This is a genomic window from Bradyrhizobium sp. STM 3557 (assembly GCF_045571465.1).
GTDB lineage: Bacteria > Pseudomonadota > Alphaproteobacteria > Rhizobiales > Xanthobacteraceae > Bradyrhizobium.
On the sequence record NZ_CP120697.1, the window covers coordinates 4,323,458 to 4,347,676 of the forward strand.

A 24,219-nucleotide genomic window follows, 5' to 3' on the forward strand; every position below is an offset into this window, starting at 1 on the left:
CTGTGCAGGTCCCACCTCAGCGGGCGCGACGACGGCTGCGCGGCGCGACCTGCTTCAACGCGCTCGCGATCATCCGCACGATCTGCGCATCGGTCGCCGTTGCCTCGCGCGCGCGGATCACCACCCGCGTCGGGGGCAGCGGCGGCAATCGTTTCAGCCATGCGCCCTGCGTCACGCAATCGGGTGGCACGTTGCGCGCCTCCAGGGCGGCGATGCCGAAGCCTGCGACGACAGCGGCCTGGATCGCGGCCACGCCGGTGCCGACGAAGGCCTCGCGCCAGGGCACGTCATGCCGCGCCAGCGCCGTCAGCGTCGCATCCCGAACCGTGCAAGGCGCCGACAGCAAGACCAGCGGCAGCGGCTGGCCAGCCTCCCACTCGAACGACCTCGCGGTCATCCACACCATGCGATCCTCGATGATGGTCTCGCCCTCGCCGCCGAAATCGTCCGCCCGGCCGATCACGGCGTCGTAGTGCCCGCCCGCGAATGCGATCGCCAACTCCGGCGACCGTCCGACCACGACGGACAGCCGCCGACCATCCGGCAGCTCACGCATCGGCCCCAGGATCTTCGGCAAGAGATCGCCGGCCGTGTGGTCGCTGACCGCCAGCTCGAAGCTGCGGCTGCGCGCCGAGCCGATGGCACGAACCGCCGCGTCGTCATGGAGCTGCAGCAGGCGCCGCGCGTCGGGCAGGAAGCTCATGCCGAAACGGGTCAGCGCGACGTGACGGGCGTTGCGCTCCAACAGCCGTTGCCCGAGCCGATCCTCCAGCTTGCGGATCCGGACGCTGACCGCCGACTGCGTGGCGCCGACCGCCTCGCCGGCGACGGTGAAGTTGCGCGCATCGGCCACGGTGACGAAGGCGCGCAACCAGTCGAGTTCGAGGGTTGGCAATCTATGCATTTCGAACCGTCATGCTTGGCCGCCGAACATTCATTTTTATGATCCTAGCGGTTCATCTATGATGCGGCAATGACAACAACAGGAGTATGCCGTCATGCCGCTCGTCAGGATCGATCTGCGCCGGGGCAAATCCGGCGAATTCAAGCGAACGTTGACCAACGAGATCTATGAGACCATGCGGGAGACGTTCAACGTGCCCGAGCACGACCGCTTCATGGTCATCAACGAACATCATGAGGACAATCTCGTCTTCGACCGCAGCTATCTCGGGATCGAACGGTCGGATAATTTCGTCATCATCCAGCTGACCGTGAGCAACACCCGCACGCAGCAGGCCAAGCAGGCGTTCTACGCCCGGCTGGTCGAACGCCTGCGCCAGCGTCCCGGCCTGCGCCCCGAGGACGTGTTCGTGAACTTCGTGGAAGTCGTCAAGGAGAACTGGTCGTTCGGCAACGGCATCGCGCAGTACGTCGTCTAGACTAATAGCGACAATTCACCGCGGGATAAGTTGCCTACCGTATTTGTCATTGCGAGGAGCGAAGCGACGAAGCAATCCAGACTTCCTTTCTGACACTGGATTGCTTCGCGGAGCCTGTCATCGGGCCGCGCATACGCGCGGACCCGTTGGCTCGCAATGACGAGGCCGCGGGAACCACGCGTCAATTGCGAGATACCGGTTTCATAAGAACAACGGCTAGATCGACGCTCCGGTGCAGGTCACGATGACTCTCGTGGCCTGCCAGAACCAATGCGCTCCATCGCGCGCCGACTGCAGGCTGAAAAACCGCTGCTTCCAATGCGGGTCATGCGCGAAGCGGATGTTCTCGATCACGAACTCCTGCTGTCGCAGCCTCCACTCCGTTGCCCACGCCAGATGCGCTTCCTCCAGCTGCTGGCGCAGCTTGGAGACTTCCAGCACATAGGGCCTCGGAAACAGAATTGCGAAAGCCATGGCATGACTGGCCATCAGGCCGACCTCTTGGACCGCTGATCGAAACTCTATCCCGCCCGTGCTGCGCGCCGCAACGCCTGGGGCGGCTGGCCGAAGGCGCGGATGAAGGCACGGCGCATCCGCTCCGGATCGCGGAAACCGGTGATCTCCGCGACCCGCTCGATCGGCTCGCTGGACGCCTGCACCCGCTGCCGCGCCACCTCGATGCGCAGCCGTTCCACCGCCTTCGACGGCGTCGTCCCGGTCTCGGCAATGAAGGCCCGGGTGAAATGCCGCGCGCTCATGCCGGCCCGGTCGGCAAGGTCATCCACCGTCAGAGGCGCGTCGAGATGCTCGCGTGCCCAGGTCAGCAGCGGGGCGAACCGGCCGTTCGGGGCCTTCAGTTCCAACAGCTGTGAAAACTGAGACTGGCCGCCGCTGCGCCTGGCATAGAGCACCAGCTGCCGCGCGGTCTTCTGCGCGATTTCCTCGCCATGGTCCTCGGCGACCATCGCGAGCGCCAAATCGATGCCGGCGCTGATGCCGGCCGAGGTCCAGATAATCCCATCACGCACGTAGATGCTGTCGGGCTCGAGCTTCACGTTCGGATAGGCCTTGAGGAACTGCCGCGTCCGCTGCCAATGCGTGGTGGCGCGTTTGCCATCGAGCAGGCCGGCTTCGGCAAGGATGAAGGCGCCGGAGCAGACGCTGGCGACGCGGATGCCGCGCTTTGCAACATTACGGACGAAAGCGAGGGTGCAGGCATTGCGCGCGGCCGCTTCGACACCCTCCCCGCCGGCGATGATCAGAGTCGACAGAGCGCTTGCCGGGCCGAACTTGCGCGCCAGCATCTCGACGCCCGCCGTTGAGCGAACCGGTCCCGGCTGAGCGGCAATTACTTTGATCGACGGTGTCTGCCGCGCGTAGCGCGCAGCGATCTCGAACGCCGAGATCGGGCCGGACGCATCGAGGAGCTGGAAGTCAGGAAAGATCAGGACGCCGATCATCGTCAGGGGCCCTTTTTTCAGTTGCGACCGAAAACGAGGGAAATCTGCCATTTCAGACACGAGGCGATCATGCCAGACTGCATGCCGTCAAGCCCTTTTCACGCACCGAAGGAAGCGCATCATGGCTGCCCCGCTCCAGATCGGATTCGTCCTGTTTCCGAAGCTGACCCAGCTCGACCTCACAGGTCCTGTGCAGGTGTTCGCCCGCGTGCCTGGCGCCACCGTGCATTTGTTATGGAAGCGCATCGAGCCAATCCCGACCGATTCCGTGCTGACGCTGCTGCCGACCACGACCTTTGCTGATTGTCCGCAGCTAGACGTCGTCTGTGTTCCCGGCGGCGCCGGCGTCGATGACATCGTCAATGACGAGGAGGTCCTCGACTTCCTGAAGCGTCAGGCCGAAGGCGCCCGCTACATCACGTCGGTCTGCACCGGCTCGCTGGCGCTGGGCGCGGCTGGCCTGCTCGACGGTTATCGCGCGGCCACCCATTGGAGCGCGCGCGACTGTCTCGCGCCATTCGGCGCCACTCTCTCGACCGAGCGTGTCTGCATCGACCGCAACCGGGTCACAGGTGGTGGGGTCACCGCGGGCATCGATTTTGCGCTGACGCTGGTGTCGATCCTGATTGATCGCTCCACGGCAGAAGCGATCCAGCTCGCAATCGAATACATCCCCGCGCCGCCATTCGACTCCGGCGCGCCGGAGAGCGCTCCGCCCGCCGTCCTCGCGCTGATGCAGGAGCGCATCGCGCCATTCCAGCAGCGACGGCGGAACGCCGTAGCCCGGGCCTCACAACGCTTGAGGGCTGGCGCCTGACGGGCGGCCCCCTGACCTGCGGAAGACGACAACGAAAAAGGCCGCCGGGTTGCCCCAGCGGCCTTTCCTGATCTTACGACGGCACCACATCGTGCCGGGCGATTGCAGGCCTTGCGCAACCCGGAGGCTGGTCGCCCCGGTCGCGGGGATCCTGATCGGGTGCCGCTGCATATCAGGAACGGTCGCGATTCCGTATCCTGAACCGTCGCAGTGGTCTGAAACCACCTTCGCAAGACGGCATCATTCAGCCCCAACCGGCGTCACCGCGCAACGGGGTGCTCGCGCCAAGCGCGAACTCTCCCCGCACTTCTCGCTATCCACAGACTGGAACCGGAAGCGACGCGGGAAGCCGCCCGGGGCGGTCAGCTACGCGGCGTCCAGGGCTGGTAGTCGCCGGTCGCCTTCGGACGGCGGCCGCTGGCCAGCGTCGAGCCGGAAGGCCGGTACGCGCGCGGCGTGCCGGTTAGGTTCGGCTGATGCGGCTTTTCCCACTCCCGCGGCTCGTAGCCGTCCTGGGTCGGCGGCACATCGACCACGTGATGGATCCAGGCGTGCCAGGAAGGTGGAATGCGGCTGGCCTCAGCCAGGCCGTTGTAGATCACCCAGCGGCGCTCGAAGTGCAGCACGGGATCGATCTTGCCGCCGGCCGTGCGGTAGTAGCGATTGCCCTGCTCGTCCTCGCCGACCAACTCGCCGAAACGCCAGGTCCACAGCTGCGTGCCGAAGGTCTGGCCATTCCACCACGTGAAGAGCTTGAGGAAGAATTGTTTCATGCGCGAGAGGCCGGTTTGGTGGCGGTGCGGGCTCTGATGCCACCCTGCAGCAGGATTGTCCAGTACCGCGAAGCCAGCCCGCCTTCTGCATTCTGAACCAGCGTTCATTCCGTCTCGGGACGACCTGCCAACCCTGCAATCGCAGGCTCCGCACATATGCACCCTGGAACGACCAGCATCGCCGCGGGTTAGGTCATTTTCCTCGTGATGGAGTCCAATCAATGAGCAATCTTAAAAAGCTGACCGCCATGACGGCGTTGGCGCTGATTCTGCCATTGGCGGCGAGCACCGCAAGCTTTGCGCAGGGCGCGCGCGGTGCTGGTGTCGGCGGCGGTGGCGGCCATGTCGGCGGTGGCATGGGTGGTGGAATGGGTGGCGGCGGCCACATCGGGGGCGGTGGCGGCGGAATGGGCGGTGGCGCGGCATTCAGTGGCCCTCGCGGTCCGGGAGGCGGCGCATCCTTCGCGGCGCGCGGCCCGGGTGGCGGCGCGTCCTTCGCGGCCAGCGGTCCGGCAGTCGGCGGAGCAAACTTCACCGCGCCCCGTGGCGGTATGGCGGCTGGCCCACGCGTCGCGGGCGCGGCAGGTCCCGGTGCCTTCGCGGGAGGCCCCCGCGGCTGGCATGGCGGCGGATGGCATCATCGCCATGGCGGCTTCTGGCCGGGCGTTGCGGCCGGCGCCATCGTTGGCGGCGCGCTGGCGGCCGATTCCTATGCCTACTACGGCGGTCCCGACTATTATTACGGCCCGGACTACTACGCCGACAATTCCTATTACTACGATGACAGCGCTCCTGCCGTCGAGGTCGGCGTCGTTGGTGGCGATGCCAGCTATTGCGCCCGGCGCTATCGGTCCTACGACCCCGCCTCGGGCACCTATCTCGGCTATGACGGCGAGCGGCACCCCTGCCCATAACACGCCAGCTGAGCGATAGCGGCAAAGGCGGCGCTCCGTGCGCCGCCTTTGCCATTCTGCGTCCCGCCGGATACAGACCCCGGAAATCCACAGCTCGCAAAATTGTTCGCGGCTCCGCGTCCCCATATGCCCGGTACCGTGCAGAAGATGCCCGGCTTTCGGGTCATCATCGCTCGGTTTGTGATTCTGCGCTGAGGACGCTCCTCAAGGAGGTGCCGCGCTTATTTGATCAATACCGGACGTCGGCGCACATCCAATGCCTCGATTCCGAAGTTCGTATCATATTGCGGCATCTTCGTTTACGAGCTTCGGAATCGGAGCACGAGGTCAAACTCGACCGGCCGCCAGGACTTTCCTGTCGCCATCGTCGGCGTGAGACTTGAGCAGCTGATGCTTGAGACGTCGGGAACGGCGCCTGGAGCCGTGATATCTCGACCAATCGTCAATTTTCCGGATGTCTGTCCTGCCACCGCCTTTACAGATTGCACCGATCTCCGGTACGCCGCACCGGCATGGCGTGCGGCGCGCCCTATGTCCACCGCATCGGACGTTCGGACCGGCCCGACGCCGAGCGGCCGGCGGGAGCCCTGCGCGGTGTCCGGCGCAAACCACGCCCGAGACGTGCCGATGATCCGACAGCGCATCGCTCTTGGATTGGGTCTTGGAATGTTGCTGATGATCGGCGCGGCATCGGTCGGGCTCGACATCAAGTCGCGGCGCGATTCGGCCTGGGTCGATCATTCGCTCGGAGTGCTGCAGAAGACCTCCGACCTGCGGCTGCTGCTTCGCACCGCCGAGAGCACGGCGCGCGGTTTCTCGCTGACGAAGTCCGAAAGCCTGCGCGCCGAGTTCGAGGAGACCGCCGGTAAGATTCCGTCGGCCATCGCCGACCTGTCTCACGCCGTCGAGGACAATCCCTTCCAGGGTGACCTGCTGCGCAACACCGAACCACTGATCAGCCGCAGGCTCGAGATCAGCAGGGAGTTCGCCCGGCTCCATGCCGCCGGGGACATTGCTAACATCGAGGCGCTGAGGGACCGCGGGGAAGGTCGCGCCACCATGGCGACCATCCTTGCCAATCTTGACCGCTTCACAGCTGAGGAAAAGCGTCTGCTGGCGTTACGCTCGGCTACCTCGCGAACGACCGGCTCGCTGCTGCTTGCGATCGATCTGGCTGGCGTCGCGCTGGTTCTCCTCATTGCCGGCTTCTTGATCCGTCGCTCTTATCTGGCGCAGCGCGCGCTACATGCCTCGCTGATCCGTACAAGGGCGGCTGCGAGCTCGCTGGCCGCCAAGGCGCAGGAGCAGGATGCGAGCCTTGCGGCGGCCCACGAGCAGCTTCGTCATTCGGCAGAGGTGCTGCAGAACACCTTCAACGGCATGGCCGAAGGCGTGCTGGTCATCGACTCCACCGACGCGGTGGTGTTCTCCAATCCGGCCGTCGAGCGACTGCTCGGCTACCGTCCGGGCCGACGACTCGCCGATATCCGGGCGGAGCGGCGCTTTTTCGAGCGTGACGGCGTCACGCCGATCCCGGTCAATGAGCTGCCTACGCCGCGCGTGCTCCGCGGCGAAGCTTTCGACCGTCACGAGGTTGTGGTTCACCTGGGAGATAGCCGCGAAGGCATTCGCCTCATGGTCAGCGGCCGTCCCTTGCGCAACGCCGCCGGTGACATCACCGGTGCGGCGATGGTCTATCACGACATTACCGGGCCCCACGAGACCGAGCGGCTGCTGCGCCAGGCGCAGAAGCTCGACGCCATCGGCAAGCTCACCGGCGGCGTCGCGCATGATTTCAACAATATGCTGACGATCATCACCGGCGCGATCGAGGCGCTGATCGATGAGCTGCGCGACCGCCCGGCGGCCGCCGCAACCGCCGCGCTGATCGGCCAGGCGGCCGACCGCTGCACCGAACTGATCCGCCATCTGCTTGCCTTCGCGCGGAAACAGCCGCTGCATCCGCGCGATAGCGACGTCAACAGCACGGTATTGGATATTGCCAAACTGCTGCGTCCGACGCTCGGCGAGCAGATCGAGATCAATTCGATTCTCGAACAGGAGGCCATGTTCGCGCACATCGACTCCGCGCAGCTGGCCAATTCGCTCGTCAACATGGCCATCAACGCTCGTGACGCGATGCCCAACGGCGGCAAGCTGCTGTTCGAGACCCGCCTGGTCACGCTGGACGACAGCTATGCGAAGGCCAATCCCGACGTCAGGCCGGGTCCCTACATCATGATCGCTGTCAGCGACACCGGCATCGGCATGCCGCAGGAGGTCCAGGACCGGGCGTTCGAGCCTTTCTTCACCACCAAGGCGGCCGGCGACGGCTCAGGCCTCGGCCTGAGCATGGTGTATGGCTTCGCCAAGCAGTCCGGTGGCCATGTGAAACTCTACAGCGAAGAAGGCCGGGGCACCACCGTTCGCCTCTATTTGCCGCCTGCAAAGAGCGCTGACCTCGCGGCATCCGTACCCGATACGTCATTGCCGCGTGGCGGCGAGACCATTCTGGTGGTGGAGGACGACAGGCTGGTGCGTGATTTCGTCGTCGTGCAGCTCCAAGCGCTCGGCTACAAGACGCTCCCCGCCTCGACCGCAGCCGAAGCGCTCAGCAGAATGGAGGCCGGCGAGGTCTTCGATCTGCTGTTTACCGACGTCATTATGCCCGGCGGCATGAACGGCCAGGAGCTTGCCGACGAAGTCCGCCGCCGCCGGCCGGGAACGAAGGTCCTATACACTTCCGGTTATACTGACAATGCGCTAATTGAGCATGGCCGCCTCAACCAAGGCGCGATGCTCCTGACGAAACCCTACCGGCGGTCAGAACTTGCACAGATGGTTCGCGCGGCGCTCAGTGCTTCCGACAAGGCGGTATTGGTCGCGAGCGGAGAGCTGTCGGCGCAGACAGATCGCGGATAGGCAAATTTGTACACACCCCATCAGGCCGCGGATGCTCCAACCCGCGGCATGCGCTTGGTAGCGTGCATTTTCAACATGCGTTTTCGGACAGCGTCATGCGTTTCAGAGGACGACCGAGACTGAGAAGCAATGATCCGACAACGTTGGACGATCGGACTTGGGCTTGGCATTCTGCTGGCCATTGGCGCGGCCGCGACGGCGCTGGACATCAGGTCCCGTCACGATGCCGCCCTGGTCGAGCATACGCTGCTTGTGCTGCAAAAGACGTCCGATCTGCGGCTGCGGCTTCGGCAGGTGGAAAGCGCCTCCCGCGGCTTCGCGCTGACCCGCTCGCAGGATTTCTCTGCCGAGTTCGATGACGCCCGCAAGAACATCCCGGCGGCGATCGCTGATCTGAAGCGGGCCGTGCAGGACAATCCGCTGCAGCTTGCACGGCTCAACTCGATCTCGGACCTCATCGCACGCAGGATCGCGGTATCGAGCGAACTGGTTCGTCTCTCCGCCGCGTCCGACGATGCCGGGCTCGCAGCGCTTCACGCCAGGGCCGAAGGCCGAGCGTCACAGGCCGAGATCGCGGAACGGCTCGACGCGTTCGCCGCTGAGGAGAAGCGGCTGCTCGATCTGCGCACAGCCGCTTCGCAGGCGAATGGCTCATTGCTGCTCGCGGTCGACCTGACCGGGCTCGCGCTGTTGTTGATGATCGCAGCCTATCTGATCCGTCGCGCTTATCTCGCCGACCGCGCGCTGCGTTCGTTGCTCGGCCGCTCTAAAGCCGAGGCAAGCTCGCTGGAGGCGCAGGCGATCGAGCAGAACCAAAGTCTCATCCTGGCGCATGAGCAGGCGCGCCACTCAGCCGCGATCCTGAACAACACCTTCAATACCATGGCGGAAGGCGTGCTGGTGATCGACCAGACGGGCGCCATCGTGCTTTCCAATCCGGCGGCGGTGCGGATCTTCCAGCTGAAGCCGGCGACCACGCTGGCCGACATCAAGAGCCAGAACCGCTTCTTCGAGCAGGACGGCATCACCCCGATTCCGGAGTTCGAACTGCCGACGGCGCGCGCCTTGCGTGGCCTGCAATTCGACGGACGCGAGGTCATCGTCCGACGTAACGATCGCCGCGAAAGTTTCAGCCTGACTGTCAGCGGCCGGCCGCTGCGCAATCGGGATGGCAAGATCACCGGCGCAGCCCTCGTCTATCACGATGTCACCGACGCGCTGGACACCGAACGGCTGTTGCAGCAGGCGCAGAAGCTGGATGCGATCGGCAAGCTCACCGGCGGTGTCGCGCACGACTTCAACAACATGCTGACCATCATCACCGGCTCGATCGAGACCCTGATCGAGGATATCCAGGACCGGCCCGCGGCCGCCGCCCTCGCCGCCCTGATCGGCCGGGCGGCCGACCGCTGTACCGAGTTGATCCGCCATTTGCTTGCTTTCGCCCGCAAGCAGCCGCTGCGGCCGCACGACATCGACGTCAACTCGACCGTGCTCGATATCGCCAAGCTGCTCCGCCCGACGCTCGGCGAGCAGATCGAGATCCACACGCTCCTCGACGATGACACATTGATCGCGCATGTCGATTCCGCGCAGCTCGCCAATTCTCTGGTCAACCTCGCGATCAACGCCCGCGACGCAATGCCTGATGGCGGCAAGCTTCTGCTCGAAACCAGCCTGGCGGTGCTCGACGAGACATATGTCGCGGCCAATCCCGGCGTGGCGCCCGGCGGCTACATCATGGTCGCGGTCAGCGATACCGGCTCGGGCATGCCGGCGGAGGTGCGCGACCGTGCCTTCGAGCCGTTCTTCACCACCAAGGAGGCCGGCAAGGGCGCTGGCCTCGGCCTCTCCATGGTCTATGGCTTCACCAAGCAGTCCGGCGGGCACGTCAAGATCTACAGCGAGGAAGGCCACGGCACCACCATCCGCCTCTACCTGCCGCCTTCCCGGACCGACGCGCAGATCGCGCCCGTCACGCATGGACCGATGCCATATGGCACGGAAACCATTCTGGTGGTCGAGGACGATCCGCTGGTGCACGACTTCGTGCTCGCCCAGCTGCGCAGCCTTGGCTACAGCACGATCGCCGTGACGACTGGCGCTGCGGCGCTCGCCATCGTGACCTCCGGCCGCGCGTTCGATCTCTTGTTCACCGACGTCATCATGCCCGGCGGCATGACTGGCAAAGAGCTCGCCGATGAGGTGCGCCGGCTGCGGCCGGGAATGCGGGTGCTCTACACCTCCGGCTATACCGACAATGCCATGGCCGCGCATGGCCGGATCGACCAGGGCGCCCAGCTGCTCGCCAAGCCCTATCGCCGCTCCGAGCTCGCGCAGATGATCCGCGCGGCGCTCGACGCGCCGGCCGGCGCTCCCATGACCGCGCCCCAGGTGTGATTGCGACGGAGACTGCACATGGCGATGCCGACAGCAGAGGCGGCACGATGATCCGGCGAGGTGTCGCAGCAGGCATCGGCCTTGGCATGCTGCTGGGCATTGGGGTTGCGTCCACCGCGCTCGACATCAAGTCGCGGCACGATGTCGAGCGGGTCAATCATACGCTGAAGGTGCTGCAGGACACCTCGGAGTTGCGTGTCGAGCTTCGCCAGGCGGAGGCTGCCGGGCGCGGCTATGCGCTGACCGGCGCGCCGACCTTCATCGACGACTTTCGCGCCGCCAGCGCGCGGATCCCGGCGGCGTTTGCCGCGCTTCAGGCGGAGGTCAGCGACAGCCCCGCCCAGGTCGAGCGGCTGCGCAGTATCGACGAGCTGATCCAGCGCCGGATCGCGATCTCGGGCGAGCTGATCCGGCTCCATACCATATCCGACCAGGCCGGGATCGACGCGCTCAATGCCCGGGCCGAAGGCCGCGCGGCCATGGCGGTGATCTCGCAACGTCTCGACGACTTCGTCGCGGAGGAGAAGCGGCAGCTGGCCGCGCGCACGGCGACATCGCGAACGACCGGCACGCTGCTGCTGGCTGCCGATCTCGCCGGCGTGATGCTCATTCTTCTACTCGCGGCCTATCTGATCCGCAGCACTTATCTCTCCAATCGCGCGCTGCGCTCGTCGCTGAGCCGCTCCAAGGCCGAGACGAGCTCGCTCGAAGCCCGCGCGCTGGAGCAGCAGGATCATCTGATCGCAGCGTACGAGAATCTGCGGCATTCCTCCGAGATCCTGGAGAATACGTTCAACAGCATGGCCGAAGGCGTGCTGGTGGTCGAGCCCGATGGCAAGATCGTGATCGCGAACGAAGCGGTGGCGCAGTTTCTGGGAATGCGGCCGGGCAAGACCTTCAACGAGATGAAGGCGGCAAACCAATTCTACGAGAGTGACGGCATCACGCCGATTGCCGATGCGGCACTGCCGATCGCGCGCACGCTGCGCGGCGAGGAATTCGACCGCAAGGAAGTGGTGGTGAAGCCGACCGACGGCCGGCCTCAGGTCCGGCTCATGGTCAGCGGCCGGCCGCTGCGCAATCCCGACGGCCGCATTGGCGGCGCGGCGATGGTCTATCACGACATCACCAACGCGCATGAGACCGAGCGGCTGTTGCAGCAGGCACAGAAGCTCGACGCCATCGGCAAGCTTACCGGCGGCGTCGCGCACGACTTCAACAACATGCTCACCATCATCACCGGGTCTATCGAAGCGCTGGTCGAGCAGATCAAGGACCGGCCCGCCACGGCCGAGCTCGCGGCCCTGATCGGCCGGGCGGCCGACCGCTGCACCGAGCTGATCCGCCATCTGCTCGCCTTCGCGCGCAAGCAGCCACTGCGGCCCCGCGACATCGACGTCAACTCGACCGTGCTCGACATCGCCAAGCTGCTGCGCCCGACGCTCGGCGAGCAGATCGAGATCAATTCGATCATCGAGGAAGAAACGCTGATCGCCCATGTCGACTCGGCGCAGCTCGCCAACTCGTTGGTCAATCTTGCGATCAACGCCCGGGACGCGATGCCCAATGGTGGCAAGCTCCTGCTCGAGACGCACAAGGCGGTGCTGGACGAGGCCTATGCCGCGGCCAATGCCGGCGTCACGCCGGGCCCCTACATCATGGTGGCTGTAAGCGACACCGGCACCGGCATGCCGGCCGAGGTGCGCGATCGCGCCTTCGAGCCGTTCTTCACCACCAAGGAGGCCGGCAAGGGCTCGGGTCTCGGGCTGTCCATGGTCTATGGCTTTGCCAAGCAGTCCGGCGGTCACGTCAAGATCTACAGCGAGGAAGGCCGCGGCACCACGGTCCGGCTCTATCTGCCGCCGGCCAAGGCGAGCATCGAGGCAGATGCCGTGCCGGAGGCGCCGGTCCCGCTGGGTAACGAGAATGTTCTGGTGGTGGAGGACGACACGCTGGTGCGGCAATTCGTGGTCGGCCAGCTCCACGGGCTCGGCTACACCGCGATGGCGGTGTCGAACGGCGCGGAGGCTCTGGCAGCGGTGAAGGCCGGCGAGCGCGTCGACCTCCTGTTCACTGACGTCATCATGCCCGGCGGCATGACCGGCAAGGAGCTCGCCGACGAGGTGAAGCGGCTGCGGCCGCAGGCCCGCGTGCTCTACACGTCAGGCTATACCGATAACGCGATGATCGAGCACGGCCAGCTCGACCACGGCGCCCTGCTCCTGTCCAAGCCCTATCGGCGCTCCGAACTGGCGCGGATGGTGCGCGAAGCCCTGCAGGTCGAGCCCGTCGCCTGAGTCGACCACATGCAAGCCCCAAGGGGGCGATTTGCGCCACCAAATAGCTGCCCTGTGGAGAGCGGGACGAAGGGCTGGGGACAGCCGTTCTGACAAATTTTTCGCGTTTCGAATCCGGTCGGATTCACCGATACTTAGGCCCGATCACAACCGCGGCAGCGCCCTGTTTTCCCGCCTTTTCCACCATATTTAGTGTTTGATTCAGGAACTCGCACTAGTTCTTGACGGGTGCGACGGAGTCGGCCTAGCTTTCGACCCGGCTTGGACGGGTGAGTTTGTTATCCCACCGGGCATTCCCAGAAGGGTTCGAAACGACCACTCCGCCGGCCGAGGAGGCTTTCGGGTGAAGGGCGTGTCTGCCCTGTTTCGGGCCGTCCGGGACACGCCGACAAGGGCCAGCAAAAAGGCTCGGGCGGCACAGTTGGGGCGTTGAAGAGAGACGGGCCGGGCTGACCGGTTTGAACAGTTGCGACACTGGTCCGGCGACGGGCCTTGCACGCAGCAAATGAAACTATCCGAGACTGCGGGGGCGCAGTCCGGCAAGAAATTGGGGTTACCACCGATGCGGATTGAACGGCGCAACACCACTGAAGGCCAGTCCCCCTATGCGGGGATCGATTTCCGCCTGACCACCTCGGAGATCCGCAATCCCGATGGCTCGGTGGTGTTCCGGCTCGAGAATGTCGAGGTGCCGGAGTTCTGGTCGCAGGTCGCCTCCGACGTGCTGGCGCAGAAATATTTCCGCAAAGCGGGGGTCGCCGCGCGCCTGAAGAAGGTCGAGGAAGAGAGCGTGCCCTCGTTCCTGTGGCGCTCGGTGCCGGACATCGAGGCGCTGGGTGCGCTGCCGGAAGCTGAGCGCTATGGCAGCGAGCGTTCCGCCAAGCAGGTGTTCGATCGCCTCGCCGGCTGCTGGACCTATTGGGGCTGGAAGGGCGGCTACTTCACCGACGAGACCGACGCCCAGGCGTTCTATGACGAACTGCGCTTCATGCTCGCCAAGCAGATGGTGGCGCCGAACTCGCCGCAATGGTTCAACACCGGACTGCACTGGGCCTATGGCATCGACGGCCCCGGCCAGGGCCATTATTACGTCGACTACAAGACCGGCAAGCTGACCAAATCCAAATCGTCCTACGAGCATCCGCAGCCGCATGCCTGCTTCATTCAGGGCGTCGAGGACGACCTCGTCAATGACGGCGGCATCATGGACCTCTGGGTGCGCGAGGCGCGCCTGTTCAAATACGGCTCCGGCACCGGCTCCAACTTCTCCAGCCTGCGCGGCGAAGGCGAGAAGCTGTCCGGCGGCGGCCGCTCGTCCGGCCTGATGAGCTTCCTCAAGATCGGTGACCGCGCGGCCGGCGCCATCAAGTCGGGCGGCACCACGCGCCGTGCGGCCAAGATGGTGGTGGTCGACGCCGACCATCCGGACATCGAGGCCTATATCGACTGGAAGGTGAAGGAGGAGCAGAAGGTCGCCGCCCTCGTTACCGGCTCCAAGATCAACCAGAAGCACCTCAAGGCGGTGCTGAAGGCGTGCGTCAATTGCGAGGGCTCGGGCGACGACTGCTTCGATCCCGAGAAGAACCCTGCCCTGCGGCGCGAGATCAAGCTGGCGCGCCGCGCGCTGGTGCCCGACAACTACATCAAGCGGGTGATCCAGTTCGCCAAGCAAGGCTACAAGGATATCGACTTCCCGGTCTACGACACCGATTGGGATTCCGAGGCCTACCTCACCGTATCGGGGCAGAATTCCAACAACTCGGTATCGCTGAAGGATGACTTCCTGCGCGCGGTCGAGACCGACGGCGACTGGAATCTCGTCGGCCGCACCACCAAGAAGGTCACCAAGACGCTGAAGGCCAGGGATCTCTGGGAGAAGATCGGCTACGCCGCCTGGGCCAGCGCTGATCCCGGCCTGCACTTCAACACCACGATGAACGACTGGCACACCTGCAAGGCGTCCGGCGACATCCGCGCGTCCAATCCGTGCTCGGAATACATGTTCCTGGACGACACGGCGTGCAATCTCGCCTCGGCCAATCTGCTCACCTTCTACAACACCACGACCAAGAGCTTCGATGTCGAAGCCTATGAGCATCTCTGCCGGCTCTGGACCCTGGTGCTCGAGATCTCGGTCTTGATGGCGCAATTCCCGTCCAAGGCGATCGCGGAGCTTTCTTACGAATTCCGCACCCTCGGCCTCGGCTACGCCAATATCGGCGGCCTCCTGATGACCATGGGCCTGCCTTACGACAGCAAGGAAGGCCGCGCGCTGTGCGGTGCGCTCTCGGCGATCATGACCGGCATCGCCTACAAGACCTCGGCGGAGATGGCCGGCGAGCTCGGCACCTTCCCGGGCTACAAGAAGAACGCCGCGCACATGCTGCGGGTGATCCGCAACCATCGCCGCGCCGCGCATGGCCACGCCACCGGCTATGAGGCGCTGTCGGTCAACCCGGTGCCGCTCGACCATGCCTCCTGCCCCCAGGCCTCGATCATCGCCCATGCCGTCAAGGCCTGGGACGATGCCCTCGGGCTCGGCGAGACAAACGGCTATCGCAACGCGCAGGTCACCGTCGTGGCGCCGACCGGCACCATCGGCCTTGTGATGGATTGCGACACCACCGGCATCGAGCCTGATTTTGCGCTGGTGAAGTTCAAGAAGCTGGCCGGCGGCGGCTACTTCAAGATCATCAACCGCGCCGTGCCCGAGGCGCTGCGTGCGCTCGGCTATCGCGAGAGCGACATCGCCGAGATCGAGGCCTATGCAGTCGGTCACGGCTCGCTGTCGAACGCGCCCGGGATCAACGCCTCCACCTTGAAGGCCAAGGGCTTCACGGATGAGGCTATCGCCAAGGTCGAGAAGGCGCTGCCGACCGCCTTCGACATCAAGTTCGTCTTCAACAAATGGACCTTGGGTGAGGACTTCATTCGCGCCCAGCTCGGCGTGCCGGCCGAGACCCTGGCGTCGCCGACGTTCGATCTGCTGACGACGATCGGCTTCACCAAGCGCGAGATCGAGGCGGCCAACGTGCACATCTGCGGCGCGATGACCGTCGAGGGTGCTCCGCACCTGAAGGCCGAGCATTATGCGGTGTTCGACTGCGCCAATCCCTGCGGCAAGATCGGCAAGCGCTATCTCTCGGTCGAGAGCCACATCCGCATGATGGCGGCGGCACAGCCCTTCATCTCGGGCGCGATCAGCAAGACCATCAACATGCCGAACGACGCCACGGTCGAGGACTGCAAGTCGGCGTATCTGCTCTCCTGGAAGCTCGCGCTGAAGGCCAACGCGCTCTATCGGGACGGCTCTAAACTGTCGCAGCCGTTGAACTCGCAGCTCATCAGCGATGATGAGGACGAGGACGATGCAATCGAGGCGCTCTACGAGAAGCCGATGGCGGCGCGTGCCGCCCAGGTCTCGGAGAAGATCGTCGAGAAGCTGGTCGAGCGCATCGTCGTGATGCGCGAGCGCGAGAAGATGCCGGATCGCCGCAAGGGTTACACCCAGAAGGCGGTGGTCGGCGGCCACAAGGTCTACCTGCGCACCGGCGAATATGACGACGGCCGGCTCGGTGAGATCTTCATCGACATGCACAAGGAGGGCGCGGCGCTGCGCTCCTTCATCAACAACTTCGCCATCGCGGTGTCGCTGGGCCTGCAGTACGGCGTCCCGCTGGAGGAGTATGTCGACGCCTTCACCTTCACCCGCTTCGAGCCCGCGGGCCCGGTGCAGGGCAACGACTCCATCAAATACGCGACCTCGATCCTGGACTACGTGTTCCGCGAGCTCGCGGTCAGCTATCTCAGCCGCTTCGACCTCGCCCACGTGGACCCTAGCGAGAGCAATTTCGATGCGCTCGGCCGCGGCGTCGACGAGGGCAAGATGGCGGACGAGGACGGCGGCGGCAATCAGGCGACGAAATACCTGTCGCGCGGCCTAACCCGCTCGCGCACCGACAATCTCGTCGTCATGCGCGGCGGCTCGCACGGTGCTGGATCTGGGTCGGCCACACACGCTGGCGGCTCCGTCCCCTCCCCCCTCGCGGGGGAGGGTCAGGGAGGGGGGTCCAAGGTCAAGGCTCTCTCCTCTTCTAGGACCGGCGACACCATCGAAGGCGCCGTTGCCCTGAAGCAGGAAGCCCAGCACGATCTCTCCCCCACGGAGAAGTTAGAGGCCCTGCAGTGGAGCAAGCCCGGCACTGCCGCGACGGCCACCAAGGCCGAGCGCCGCGCCGAGGCGAAAGCCAAAGGCTACGAAGGCGAGATGTGCTCGGAGTGCGGCAACTTCACCCTGGTGCGCAACGGCACCTGCATGAAGTGCGACACGTGCGGAAGCACGACGGGGTGTTCGTGAGGGCGCAGCTATATCGCCGCTGCTGCTGCTGCAGCGGTGGTCGGCAAAGTTGGTTCCTATAAGTTGTTCCTAGCTAATGGGGGCAAAGTAGGTCCCCTAGCCTGAAACACAGAAAGCCCCGCCAGCGATTGGTGGGGCTTTTCATTTGGGCCCTCTCAGCGAGACGAATGTTGATTGATTGGACCTTTGTCCACTTTACCTCAATGATCCGGCATCCTGGATGGCCTAAGCGGGAAGCGGAAGTTGCTGCAACAGATCGATCACAGTACCGTCTACCTGGATATCGAGGATCGCCTATGAGGCAGCTACGGCAGCCACGGCTTTGCCGATTACGTCGATTACGACGTGCGGCTGTGAGAGCATCGGCAGGTGACCGCTTGCTAGGTCGGTAACCAACAAGTAGGGGCGGACTAGCACAGCGTGATCCGCCATCCGAACGCGGCAGGCGCGTTACGCTTCGCTAACGCGCCCTACTCCATGGCCGCACGCCGGACCGGAATCGGCAGGTCGATCCAGTACAATCGCGCGCTTTTCGCGCAGGACGCTGACCGTCGTGCAACGGTTGGCGATGACCGCCTGCCGCCTCACCGCGGATAACAAATGGTGAGAGCGAGTTCCGACCGCGGCCTCCTATGTCGCCGCGCCCCACTCAGCCGTGCTTGACCATCGGACACTCGCTCTTGCTCAGGGGACGCGCCGCTTCCTCGGCCGGCACCGTCGCGAGCAGCTTGAGATAATCGAAGGGATATCTGCTTTCCGAGGGCTTCTTCACCTGCTGCAGATAATAGGGCCGCATCACACGCCCGTCCTCACGCACCGTGCCCTTGGTGTAGAAGTCATCGATCGGGAGTTCCTTCATCTTGGCGACGACCTTGGTGGCGTCGGTCGTGCCTGCTGCGTCCACCGCCTTGAGGTAGTGCAATGTCGCGCCGTAGGTCCCCGCATGGATCATGCTTGGCGGCTTCCCGCCGTTGCGGGCGAGGAAGCGTTTGGTCCAGGCGCGGGTCACCTCGTCGAGGTCCCAAAAGAAAGTCTCGGCGGCGGTCAGGCCCTGCGCCGCCTCAAGGCCAAGCGCGTGGGTATCTGGAAACTGCAGCAGGAGCGCCGCGACGCGTTGCGTGCTGCCGCGGGTCAGGCCGAACTCCGCGGCCTGTTTGATCGCGTTGATGGTGTCGCCGCCGGCGTTCGAGAGAGCGACGATCTTGGCCTTGGAGGCCTGCGCCTGCAGCAGATAGGACGAGAAGTCGGCGGTATTGAGCGGGTGCCGCACGGCCCCCACCACCTTGCCTCCGGCGGCCGTGACGAACGCCGAGGTGTCGCGTTCGAGCGCATGCCCGAATGCGTAATCGGCAGTGATGAAAAACCAGGTATCCCCGCCTTGCTTCACAAGCGCCTGCCCGATCGTCGCCGCCAGACCGTAGGTGTCGAAGCTCCAGTGCACGCCGTGCGGCGAACAAAACTTTCCCGAGAGATCCGAGGTGGCGGCGCCGGTGTTGATGTCGACGGCATCGTGCGTACGCGTTACCTCGCGCACGGCGAGCCCAACGGCGGAATTGGGAATGTCGAGGATAACGTTGACGCCCTCGGTCTCGATCCATTGCCGCGCGATGTTCGCACCGATGTCGGGCTTGTTCTGGTGGTCGGCGAAGACGACTTCGATCGGTCGGCCCAGTGCCCTACCGCCGTAATCCTCAACCGCCATGCGCGCGGCGTGGACCGAGCCCATGCCGGTCAGGTCCGCGTACAGTCCCGTCTGGTCGTTGAGGACACCGAGCTTCACTGGTTGCTCGGCGAGCGCGGTGGCGGTCAGCCCTGCTCCCCACAACATGAGCGCAAGCGCGGCGATAACGTTGCGACGCATCAAACTCCTCCCTTGCTGTAGCGACGGCTGACTGCCGATCGTGTTGACGCGATCGTACAGGGGAAGGGCATCGCTGCAAAGCAGGGCATCGGCTTTTGCTCCCGCGCCGTGCCTCAGACGGCATGGCTGGGACGGCGACCCAGGTGCAGCAGTTCCCATGATCGTCGCAACAATGCGGAAGCAACCGAGCCAAGCTGGAACGGATGTCGGTGGTAGTTATTTCGATCGCCATCTGCGTCAGATCGCGAACTACTCCCTGGGCCGTAACGCGGCTTCCGACCGGCACCGTCGCGCGCCACTCCAGCGACGAGCTCGACGTTGACGTGATGGCCGATCTGGCCGTCCGCGCCGACGTCGACCCCGACGGCGCACTCGCGACACGTCCTGGACGGCTGAAAGCGCTCGGGCAACCTCAGCCATCCGCCGGCATTCAACGCGAGCACTTGGAAAATGACACCGCTGCGCGGATCGAACAGCAACTCCGCGACGGCGGCAGCTCGTTCAACTTCAAACTCAGTCTTCGTCGTCTTCCGATTCCATATGGTGTGCGATCGTGTCTCGTATTCCGCGGAAGCCGACGACCGTAACGAATGCCATCCTTCTCTTCTGATCCTCGCTGAGCGTCTTGTAGAGCGGCTCCCAGGCGTCGGCGACCCTCTTCAGGTCGGCCCCACGCTGAGTGAGTGCCTCGGCTCGACGACCACGATCGGACTCCTTGGAAAGGCTTTGCGGATGCGGACCAAGCCGGAGAGCCCCGTCGTGCCCGGCATCAACAGGTCGAGAAAGGTCAGTTCGATTTCGGCGGGCTCCAGAACCTCGAGCGCTTCGTCGATGCTGGTTGCCTCGAGGGCATCGGGCAGTTGAACCTGAGGGCATCGGGCAGTTGAACCTGAAGTCTGAGTTCGTCCGCAAGGCGTGAATGAAGCAGGCTCGCGGCCGCCGAAGGTTGCTTTGCGATCGAAGGGAATCGAAGCCGCATGCACCGGAGTCCGTTCGAGACAAGGAATTGCCTATACCGGCGAGCCTTCTTCCATGATCGAGCGCGACGCCCACTCCGGCAGGCTCGATGCGCTGGCTGAAGAGCCCTCGCGGCGCATCGCACAGGCCGCTCGCGCGAGCTGTGAGGCACTTCGCATCGCCGAAGTTCTGGACCGCCTATGAGGCGCTCCCACTCGCCGTCCGAAATTTGCGACGCCAGTTTCGCACTCTTCCAGTTTCGCACTCTTGAAGAGTGACCCACGCCATCCTTCCCTACAGTTCAAGAAAGTCGGACGTTATTGCTCAGCGTGGGTCGGGCTCCGCTATCGCGCTCTCGCCGTCGAGGTCGACGACGGCTATTTGTGCTTCTGGATCGGCTCTCATGCTGACGACGACAAGCTGATCAGATGAGGCGCGAGGCACAGTCCGCCGACACAGCGCGACTGCAGGTTATGGCTTGGCTTAACGCGCCGTAATCATCTAGGCTGCCGCTCACCAACTGCCGGCCCCTAACGCAATTTTGCGCATCCGGCCGGGTTCCCGGCTGAAACAAACCTCCCATTCGGCCGTTCCTGCAGGACGGCGAGATGCGTCAAGGCGGAGGAGTGCACGGTTATGATCAGAGCCCGATTGGCGATTGCCGGTCTCATCGTGGGCGCAAGCGCGCTCGCAGCGCCTCTTGTCGCCGCCGTGGCCGTTCAGGATACCGGGCTCGCCGCTCAGGATCTTGCCGTGCTCGCCGGCGTGATCCAGCTCGTTCGCCAGGATTACGTCCATCCCATCGGCTCGGACGAGCTGGTCAAGGACGCGCTCAAGGGGATGCTCAATCGGCTCGACCCGCACTCGGATTACATGGACGAACAGGAGTTCAAGGATTCCCAGGCCGACACCGCCGGGAAGTTCGGGGGCCTCGGCATGCAGGTTTCCGAGCAGGAGGGCGTGGTCAAGATCATCGCGCCGATCGATGGAACCCCGGCCGCGCGCGCGAACCTCGAACCGGGCGACGCGATCGTCATGGTCGACCACACGAGCACGCTGGGGGTGAGTCTGCAGAAGGTGGTCGACCAGTTGCGCGGCGATCCCGGCACCAAGGTGACCATCACCATCCTGCGCGGCAAGCAGGATCCGTTCGATGTCACGCTGACTCGCGAGATCATCAAGGTCGCATCGGTCAAATCGGAGCTCAAGCCCGGCGGCGTCGGCTATGTCAGGATCACCCAGTTCGGCGGCGATACGGCTGACGCCTTCAAGAAGGCGATCACGGATTTCAAGCGCAACGCCGAAGGCGGCGTGAAGGGCCTCGTGATCGATCTGCGCGACGATCCGGGCGGGCTCCTGACCGCCGCCGTCGACGTCGCCGGCGATCTGCTCGACGGCGGATCGGTGGTGAGCATTCGGGGCCGGCAGGCGGAGGATCAGCGGAGCTTCACCGCGCCCGCGCATGGCGACATGCTGCCCGGCGTCCCCGTCCTGGTCTTAATCAATGGCGCCTCCGCGTCGGCCTCGGAGATCGTCGCCGGCGCCCTGCAGGATCGGCACCGCGCCACCATCATGGGAACGCAGAGCTTCGGCAAGGGCTCCGTGCAGACCATTGTCCCGCTGAAAGGACATGGCGCGGTGCGGCTCACCACCGCCCTCTACTACACCCCCTCGGGCCGCTCCATTCAGGATGAAGGCATCGCGCCCAATGTGGTCGTGGAAGCGCCCAAGGAGCAGCAGATCAGCGGCGGAGCGCTGATGCGCGAAGCCGCGCTACAAGGCGCGTTCAAGAATCCTGGACCGCTCAACCCGTCGCCCGGCACAGGCGCGACGCAGGCCGCAACGCAGGTCAAGGCCGCCTATTCGGCCCCGATCAAGGCGGACCTGATCGGCAAGCCAGACGACGCGCAGCTGAAGGCTGCCCTCGCCTATCTGGACGAGCATGCGGATCGACAGCCGGGATCGACGAACCGGTCGGCCGCCGAGCCCGGAGCGAAGTGATTGTCGCAGTTGTCGTTGAGCAAACAGTCTGTAGGGCGGTTTGGCGAAGCGTGTTGAACGAGGCAGCCCATGACCAAATTTGCAAAAGGCGACCACGTCTCGTGGAACTCGGAAGCGGGCCATGTGACCGGCCATATCGTCGCGGTGCATGTGCGCGACTTCGACTACAAGGGTCACCGCCATCACGCCTCGAAGGAGTCGCCGCAATACGAGATCAAGAGCGACAAGAGCGATCACGTCGCCGCCCACAAGGAGAGCGCCTTGACCAAGGTGCGCGGCAAATAGGCCGCGGCTCTTCGGAATGATCCGGCGTTCACCTTCCGAGGCCACCGAGGCGCAGACAGGCGACGCGTTTCCCGTCTTCACCATCGGCCATTCCACGCGCACCATCGCCGAGTTCGTGGCGCTGCTGAGGGCAGGCCGAGTTCAGCTCGTCGTCGACATCAGGCGGATGCCGCGCTCGCGGGCCAACCCGCAATACAATTTCGAGGTGCTGCCGGCCGCGCTGGCGCATCATCAGATCGCTTACATGCGCATGGCCGAGCTTGGCGGCCTGCGCAAGGCAACTGAGGTTCCGCCTGATACGAACGGCTTCTGGACCAACCGGAGCTTCCATAACTATGCGGACTACGCGCTGTCGGACGAGTTTCATCGCGGCCTTGCCTGTCTTCTGAAAGTATCAGCCACGCAGCGCGCAGCGATCATGTGTGCGGAGGCCGTATGGTGGCGATGTCATCGCCGCATCGTCGCCGACTATCTGATCAATGCCGGCCGCACCGTGTATCACCTGATGGGCACCGACGAGGTCCAGCCAGCGGCACTGACGCCTGGCGCCGTGCGTGCCGGCGACAGACTGCATTATCCGGCTTCAGGCAAGTCGTAGGATGGCTGGAGCGCAGCCATACCCATCTGCGATGCTGTCCGCTCTGATGAGTAGGTATCGCTTCGGCTTCTCCGGGACCTCGGCGGACCAGGCCCCCACCCGTCCTACCCGCGACGCAGGCTGCAGGCTACCTCGTGGCGCCCGCAGCAACCGTCTTGCAGAAGTCGAAGATGAAGCGGCCGTATATCAGGCCCGATCCCAGCCCTGACGAGGCCAGGCGATAGGAGTTCGCCAGAACGCGTGCGAGCTCGAGCGCCTCCAGGAGCTCGTGATATATCGACGCTGCGTGGAAGCCGATCAACGGCAGTATCAACGCCTGGATGCCAAAGCTGGTCATGACAGGCTCTCTCCGGCGCGCCGCCCCGCCATGCATCGCGCGAGATAGGCGCTCCTCCATTGATGGGGCGTATCGCCCGTGAAGCGCTTGAACACCGTTGTGAAATGCGCCTGTGTCTGGAAGCCCACCGTCAGGGCGACATCGACGAGCGAGACATTGGATTGCTTGAGCAGCTCTTGCGCACGCTCGATCCGCCGCTTCAGCAGGTAGTCATGGGGTCGCAGGCCGATGGCTGCCCGGAACTGCGCGGCGAAGTGCATTCGGCTCAGCCCGGCAACGCTGGCCAGATCCTGCAGCGTGATCTTAGCGCTCAGATGATCGTCGACATATTGCAGGACGCGGTTGAGGCGCCATTTCTGCAACGACCGCACCGCCCGACCGGCATGGTCCTCGCGAACCACGGTGGTCGCATCGGCTTCAGTTCGTCGCTCAGCCGTGTGCCGGCTGAACCTGCGGGTGAGGATGGCAAGGCGCAACGCGTCCGCCAGGATGGCCGAGTGGAAATCGTGCGCAGCTTCGGTTATCGCCAGCGCGTCGGAGAGGCGCCGCATCACCGGGTCCGTGAATTCGCCCGCCGCGGACGCATCGTCAGTTTCGGCCGACGCACCCGCGAGGCGTTTGGCGGAAACCCTGAAGCTGGTCGCATCATCGGAAGACGTCTCGGCATTCGCTGGTTGCACCTCGACGGCCAGCGCCAGATCCAGATGAATGAGCGCAAGCATTACTCCGTTCTCGCCAGAGCCGGTGGGAATTTTCGACAGCCTGAGCCGACGGCGATCGATGCCACTGCCATCGATCGGGCGAACGATGTGATCCCTGACGCTTTTCTGGTGTGACGTCTCCAGCGACATCGTCGAA

At 64.6% G+C, this 24,219-nt stretch carries 19 protein-coding genes; 11 read left to right on the top strand and 8 right to left on the bottom strand.

The features are described from left to right. Positions 1 to 16: 16 nt before the first annotated feature. Entirely contained in the window at positions 17 to 904 is an 888-nt protein-coding gene (locus P6U24_RS19635; RefSeq protein ID WP_407154172.1) for a LysR family transcriptional regulator, read from the bottom strand. Between the two features lie 94 nt (positions 905 to 998). Between P6U24_RS19635 and P6U24_RS19640 the strand changes: the two genes are divergently transcribed. Further along, positions 999 to 1,382 (top strand): tautomerase family protein, encoded by a 384-nt coding sequence (locus P6U24_RS19640; protein WP_407154173.1) that lies wholly within the window; start codon positions 999 to 1,001, stop codon positions 1,380 to 1,382. A gap of 216 nt (positions 1,383 to 1,598) precedes the next feature. Here P6U24_RS19640 and P6U24_RS19645 read toward each other — a convergent pair whose 3' ends face one another. Further along, positions 1,599 to 1,871, bottom strand: a complete 273-nt coding sequence (locus P6U24_RS19645; RefSeq protein WP_407154174.1) for a hypothetical protein — start codon at positions 1,869 to 1,871, stop codon at positions 1,599 to 1,601. A gap of 32 nt (positions 1,872 to 1,903) precedes the next feature. Continuing rightward, positions 1,904 to 2,842, bottom strand: coding sequence for a GlxA family transcriptional regulator (locus tag P6U24_RS19650; protein ID WP_407154175.1), 939 nt, complete (start codon positions 2,840 to 2,842; stop codon positions 1,904 to 1,906). A gap of 121 nt (positions 2,843 to 2,963) precedes the next feature. Between P6U24_RS19650 and P6U24_RS19655 the strand changes: the two genes are divergently transcribed. Then, positions 2,964 to 3,659 (top strand): DJ-1/PfpI family protein, encoded by a 696-nt coding sequence (locus P6U24_RS19655; protein WP_407154176.1) that lies wholly within the window; start codon positions 2,964 to 2,966, stop codon positions 3,657 to 3,659. Positions 3,660 to 4,021: 362 nt separating this feature from the next. Here the strand turns inward: P6U24_RS19655 and P6U24_RS19660 are convergent, their stop codons facing one another. Then, positions 4,022 to 4,432 (bottom strand): NADH:ubiquinone oxidoreductase subunit NDUFA12, encoded by a 411-nt coding sequence (locus tag P6U24_RS19660; RefSeq protein ID WP_407154177.1) that lies wholly within the window; start codon positions 4,430 to 4,432, stop codon positions 4,022 to 4,024. Between the two features lie 221 nt (positions 4,433 to 4,653). Between P6U24_RS19660 and P6U24_RS19665 the strand changes: the two genes are divergently transcribed. From P6U24_RS19665 to P6U24_RS19685, 5 genes are all read left to right on the top strand, one after another. Further along, the gene (locus P6U24_RS19665; RefSeq protein ID WP_407154178.1) at positions 4,654 to 5,346 is read left to right on the top strand and encodes a BA14K family protein; all 693 of its coding nucleotides are present in this window, start codon (positions 4,654 to 4,656) and stop codon (positions 5,344 to 5,346) included. A gap of 627 nt (positions 5,347 to 5,973) precedes the next feature. After that, positions 5,974 to 8,268 (top strand): CHASE3 domain-containing protein, encoded by a 2,295-nt coding sequence (locus P6U24_RS19670; protein WP_407154179.1) that lies wholly within the window; start codon positions 5,974 to 5,976, stop codon positions 8,266 to 8,268. A gap of 129 nt (positions 8,269 to 8,397) precedes the next feature. Continuing rightward, a complete protein-coding gene (locus tag P6U24_RS19675) occupies positions 8,398 to 10,668 on the top strand; it encodes a CHASE3 domain-containing protein (protein ID WP_407154180.1) in 2,271 nt (756 codons plus the stop codon). 47 nt (positions 10,669 to 10,715) lie between these two features. Beyond that, positions 10,716 to 12,965 carry a CHASE3 domain-containing protein gene (locus tag P6U24_RS19680; protein ID WP_407154181.1) on the top strand — a complete coding sequence of 750 codons (2,250 nt, stop codon included), beginning with the start codon at positions 10,716 to 10,718 and terminating at the stop codon, positions 12,963 to 12,965. Positions 12,966 to 13,527: 562 nt separating this feature from the next. Next, on the top strand, positions 13,528 to 17,322 hold the full coding sequence (locus P6U24_RS19685; RefSeq protein ID WP_407154182.1) for a vitamin B12-dependent ribonucleotide reductase: 3,795 nt from the start codon (positions 13,528 to 13,530) through the stop codon (positions 17,320 to 17,322). A 649-nt stretch (positions 17,323 to 17,971) separates the two neighbouring features. On the opposite strand, the gene P6U24_RS19690 is transcribed toward P6U24_RS19685, so the two are convergent. Then, positions 17,972 to 19,150, bottom strand: coding sequence for an ABC transporter substrate-binding protein (locus P6U24_RS19690; RefSeq protein WP_407160521.1), 1,179 nt, complete (start codon positions 19,148 to 19,150; stop codon positions 17,972 to 17,974). Between the two features lie 692 nt (positions 19,151 to 19,842). Beyond that, on the bottom strand, positions 19,843 to 20,166 hold the full coding sequence (locus P6U24_RS19695) for a hypothetical protein (protein ID WP_407154183.1): 324 nt from the start codon (positions 20,164 to 20,166) through the stop codon (positions 19,843 to 19,845). A 49-nt stretch (positions 20,167 to 20,215) separates the two neighbouring features. Between P6U24_RS19695 and P6U24_RS19700 the strand changes: the two genes are divergently transcribed. The 4 genes from P6U24_RS19700 to P6U24_RS19715 all read left to right on the top strand — a co-directional run bounded on the left by P6U24_RS19700 (position 20,216) and on the right by P6U24_RS19715 (position 23,024). Further along, entirely contained in the window at positions 20,216 to 20,344 is a 129-nt protein-coding gene (locus P6U24_RS19700) for a hypothetical protein (protein ID WP_407154184.1), read from the top strand. Positions 20,345 to 20,776: 432 nt separating this feature from the next. Further along, entirely contained in the window at positions 20,777 to 22,141 is a 1,365-nt protein-coding gene (locus P6U24_RS19705; RefSeq protein ID WP_407154185.1) for a S41 family peptidase, read from the top strand. 69 nt (positions 22,142 to 22,210) lie between these two features. After that, the gene (locus P6U24_RS19710; RefSeq protein ID WP_407154186.1) at positions 22,211 to 22,426 is read left to right on the top strand and encodes a DUF2945 domain-containing protein; all 216 of its coding nucleotides are present in this window, start codon (positions 22,211 to 22,213) and stop codon (positions 22,424 to 22,426) included. Positions 22,427 to 22,442: 16 nt separating this feature from the next. Next, a complete protein-coding gene (locus P6U24_RS19715; RefSeq protein ID WP_407154187.1) occupies positions 22,443 to 23,024 on the top strand; it encodes a DUF488 family protein in 582 nt (193 codons plus the stop codon). A 127-nt stretch (positions 23,025 to 23,151) separates the two neighbouring features. Here P6U24_RS19715 and P6U24_RS19720 read toward each other — a convergent pair whose 3' ends face one another. Both P6U24_RS19720 and P6U24_RS19725 read right to left on the bottom strand, forming a co-directional pair. After that, positions 23,152 to 23,361: a hypothetical protein gene (locus P6U24_RS19720; protein ID WP_407154188.1), complete on the bottom strand. Its 210-nt coding sequence runs from the start codon at positions 23,359 to 23,361 to the stop codon at positions 23,152 to 23,154. After that, a complete protein-coding gene (locus tag P6U24_RS19725) occupies positions 23,358 to 24,212 on the bottom strand; it encodes a helix-turn-helix domain-containing protein (protein WP_407154189.1) in 855 nt (284 codons plus the stop codon). Before P6U24_RS19725 ends, P6U24_RS19720 begins: the two co-directional genes overlap by 4 nt. Between the last annotated feature and the right edge of the window lie 7 nt (positions 24,213 to 24,219).

Excerpts from the sequence above, each read along its gene's own strand:
- P6U24_RS19720 (WP_407154188.1), bottom strand. The coding sequence starts at position 23,361 with ATGACCAGCTTTGGCATCCAGGCGTTGATACTGCCGTTGATCGGCTTC.
- P6U24_RS19715 (WP_407154187.1), top strand. The coding sequence starts at position 22,443 with ATGATCCGGCGTTCACCTTCCGAGGCCACCGAGGCGCAGACAGGCGAC.
- P6U24_RS19655 (WP_407154176.1), top strand. The coding sequence starts at position 2,964 with ATGGCTGCCCCGCTCCAGATCGGATTCGTCCTGTTTCCGAAGCTGACC.
- P6U24_RS19680 (WP_407154181.1), top strand. The coding sequence starts at position 10,716 with ATGATCCGGCGAGGTGTCGCAGCAGGCATCGGCCTTGGCATGCTGCTG.
- P6U24_RS19685 (WP_407154182.1), top strand. The coding sequence starts at position 13,528 with ATGCGGATTGAACGGCGCAACACCACTGAAGGCCAGTCCCCCTATGCG.
- P6U24_RS19675 (WP_407154180.1), top strand. The coding sequence starts at position 8,398 with ATGATCCGACAACGTTGGACGATCGGACTTGGGCTTGGCATTCTGCTG.
- P6U24_RS19640 (WP_407154173.1), top strand. The coding sequence starts at position 999 with ATGCCGCTCGTCAGGATCGATCTGCGCCGGGGCAAATCCGGCGAATTC.
- P6U24_RS19660 (WP_407154177.1), bottom strand. The coding sequence starts at position 4,432 with ATGAAACAATTCTTCCTCAAGCTCTTCACGTGGTGGAATGGCCAGACC.
- P6U24_RS19670 (WP_407154179.1), top strand. The coding sequence starts at position 5,974 with ATGATCCGACAGCGCATCGCTCTTGGATTGGGTCTTGGAATGTTGCTG.
- P6U24_RS19645 (WP_407154174.1), bottom strand. The coding sequence starts at position 1,871 with ATGGCCAGTCATGCCATGGCTTTCGCAATTCTGTTTCCGAGGCCCTAT.
- P6U24_RS19650 (WP_407154175.1), bottom strand. The coding sequence starts at position 2,842 with ATGATCGGCGTCCTGATCTTTCCTGACTTCCAGCTCCTCGATGCGTCC.
- P6U24_RS19725 (WP_407154189.1), bottom strand. The coding sequence starts at position 24,212 with ATGTCGCTGGAGACGTCACACCAGAAAAGCGTCAGGGATCACATCGTT.
- P6U24_RS19635 (WP_407154172.1), bottom strand. The coding sequence starts at position 904 with ATGCATAGATTGCCAACCCTCGAACTCGACTGGTTGCGCGCCTTCGTC.
- P6U24_RS19700 (WP_407154184.1), top strand. The coding sequence starts at position 20,216 with ATGATCGAGCGCGACGCCCACTCCGGCAGGCTCGATGCGCTGGCTGAA.
- P6U24_RS19665 (WP_407154178.1), top strand. The coding sequence starts at position 4,654 with ATGAGCAATCTTAAAAAGCTGACCGCCATGACGGCGTTGGCGCTGATT.
- P6U24_RS19705 (WP_407154185.1), top strand. The coding sequence starts at position 20,777 with ATGATCAGAGCCCGATTGGCGATTGCCGGTCTCATCGTGGGCGCAAGC.
- P6U24_RS19690 (WP_407160521.1), bottom strand. The coding sequence starts at position 19,150 with ATGTTGTGGGGAGCAGGGCTGACCGCCACCGCGCTCGCCGAGCAACCA.
- P6U24_RS19710 (WP_407154186.1), top strand. The coding sequence starts at position 22,211 with ATGACCAAATTTGCAAAAGGCGACCACGTCTCGTGGAACTCGGAAGCG.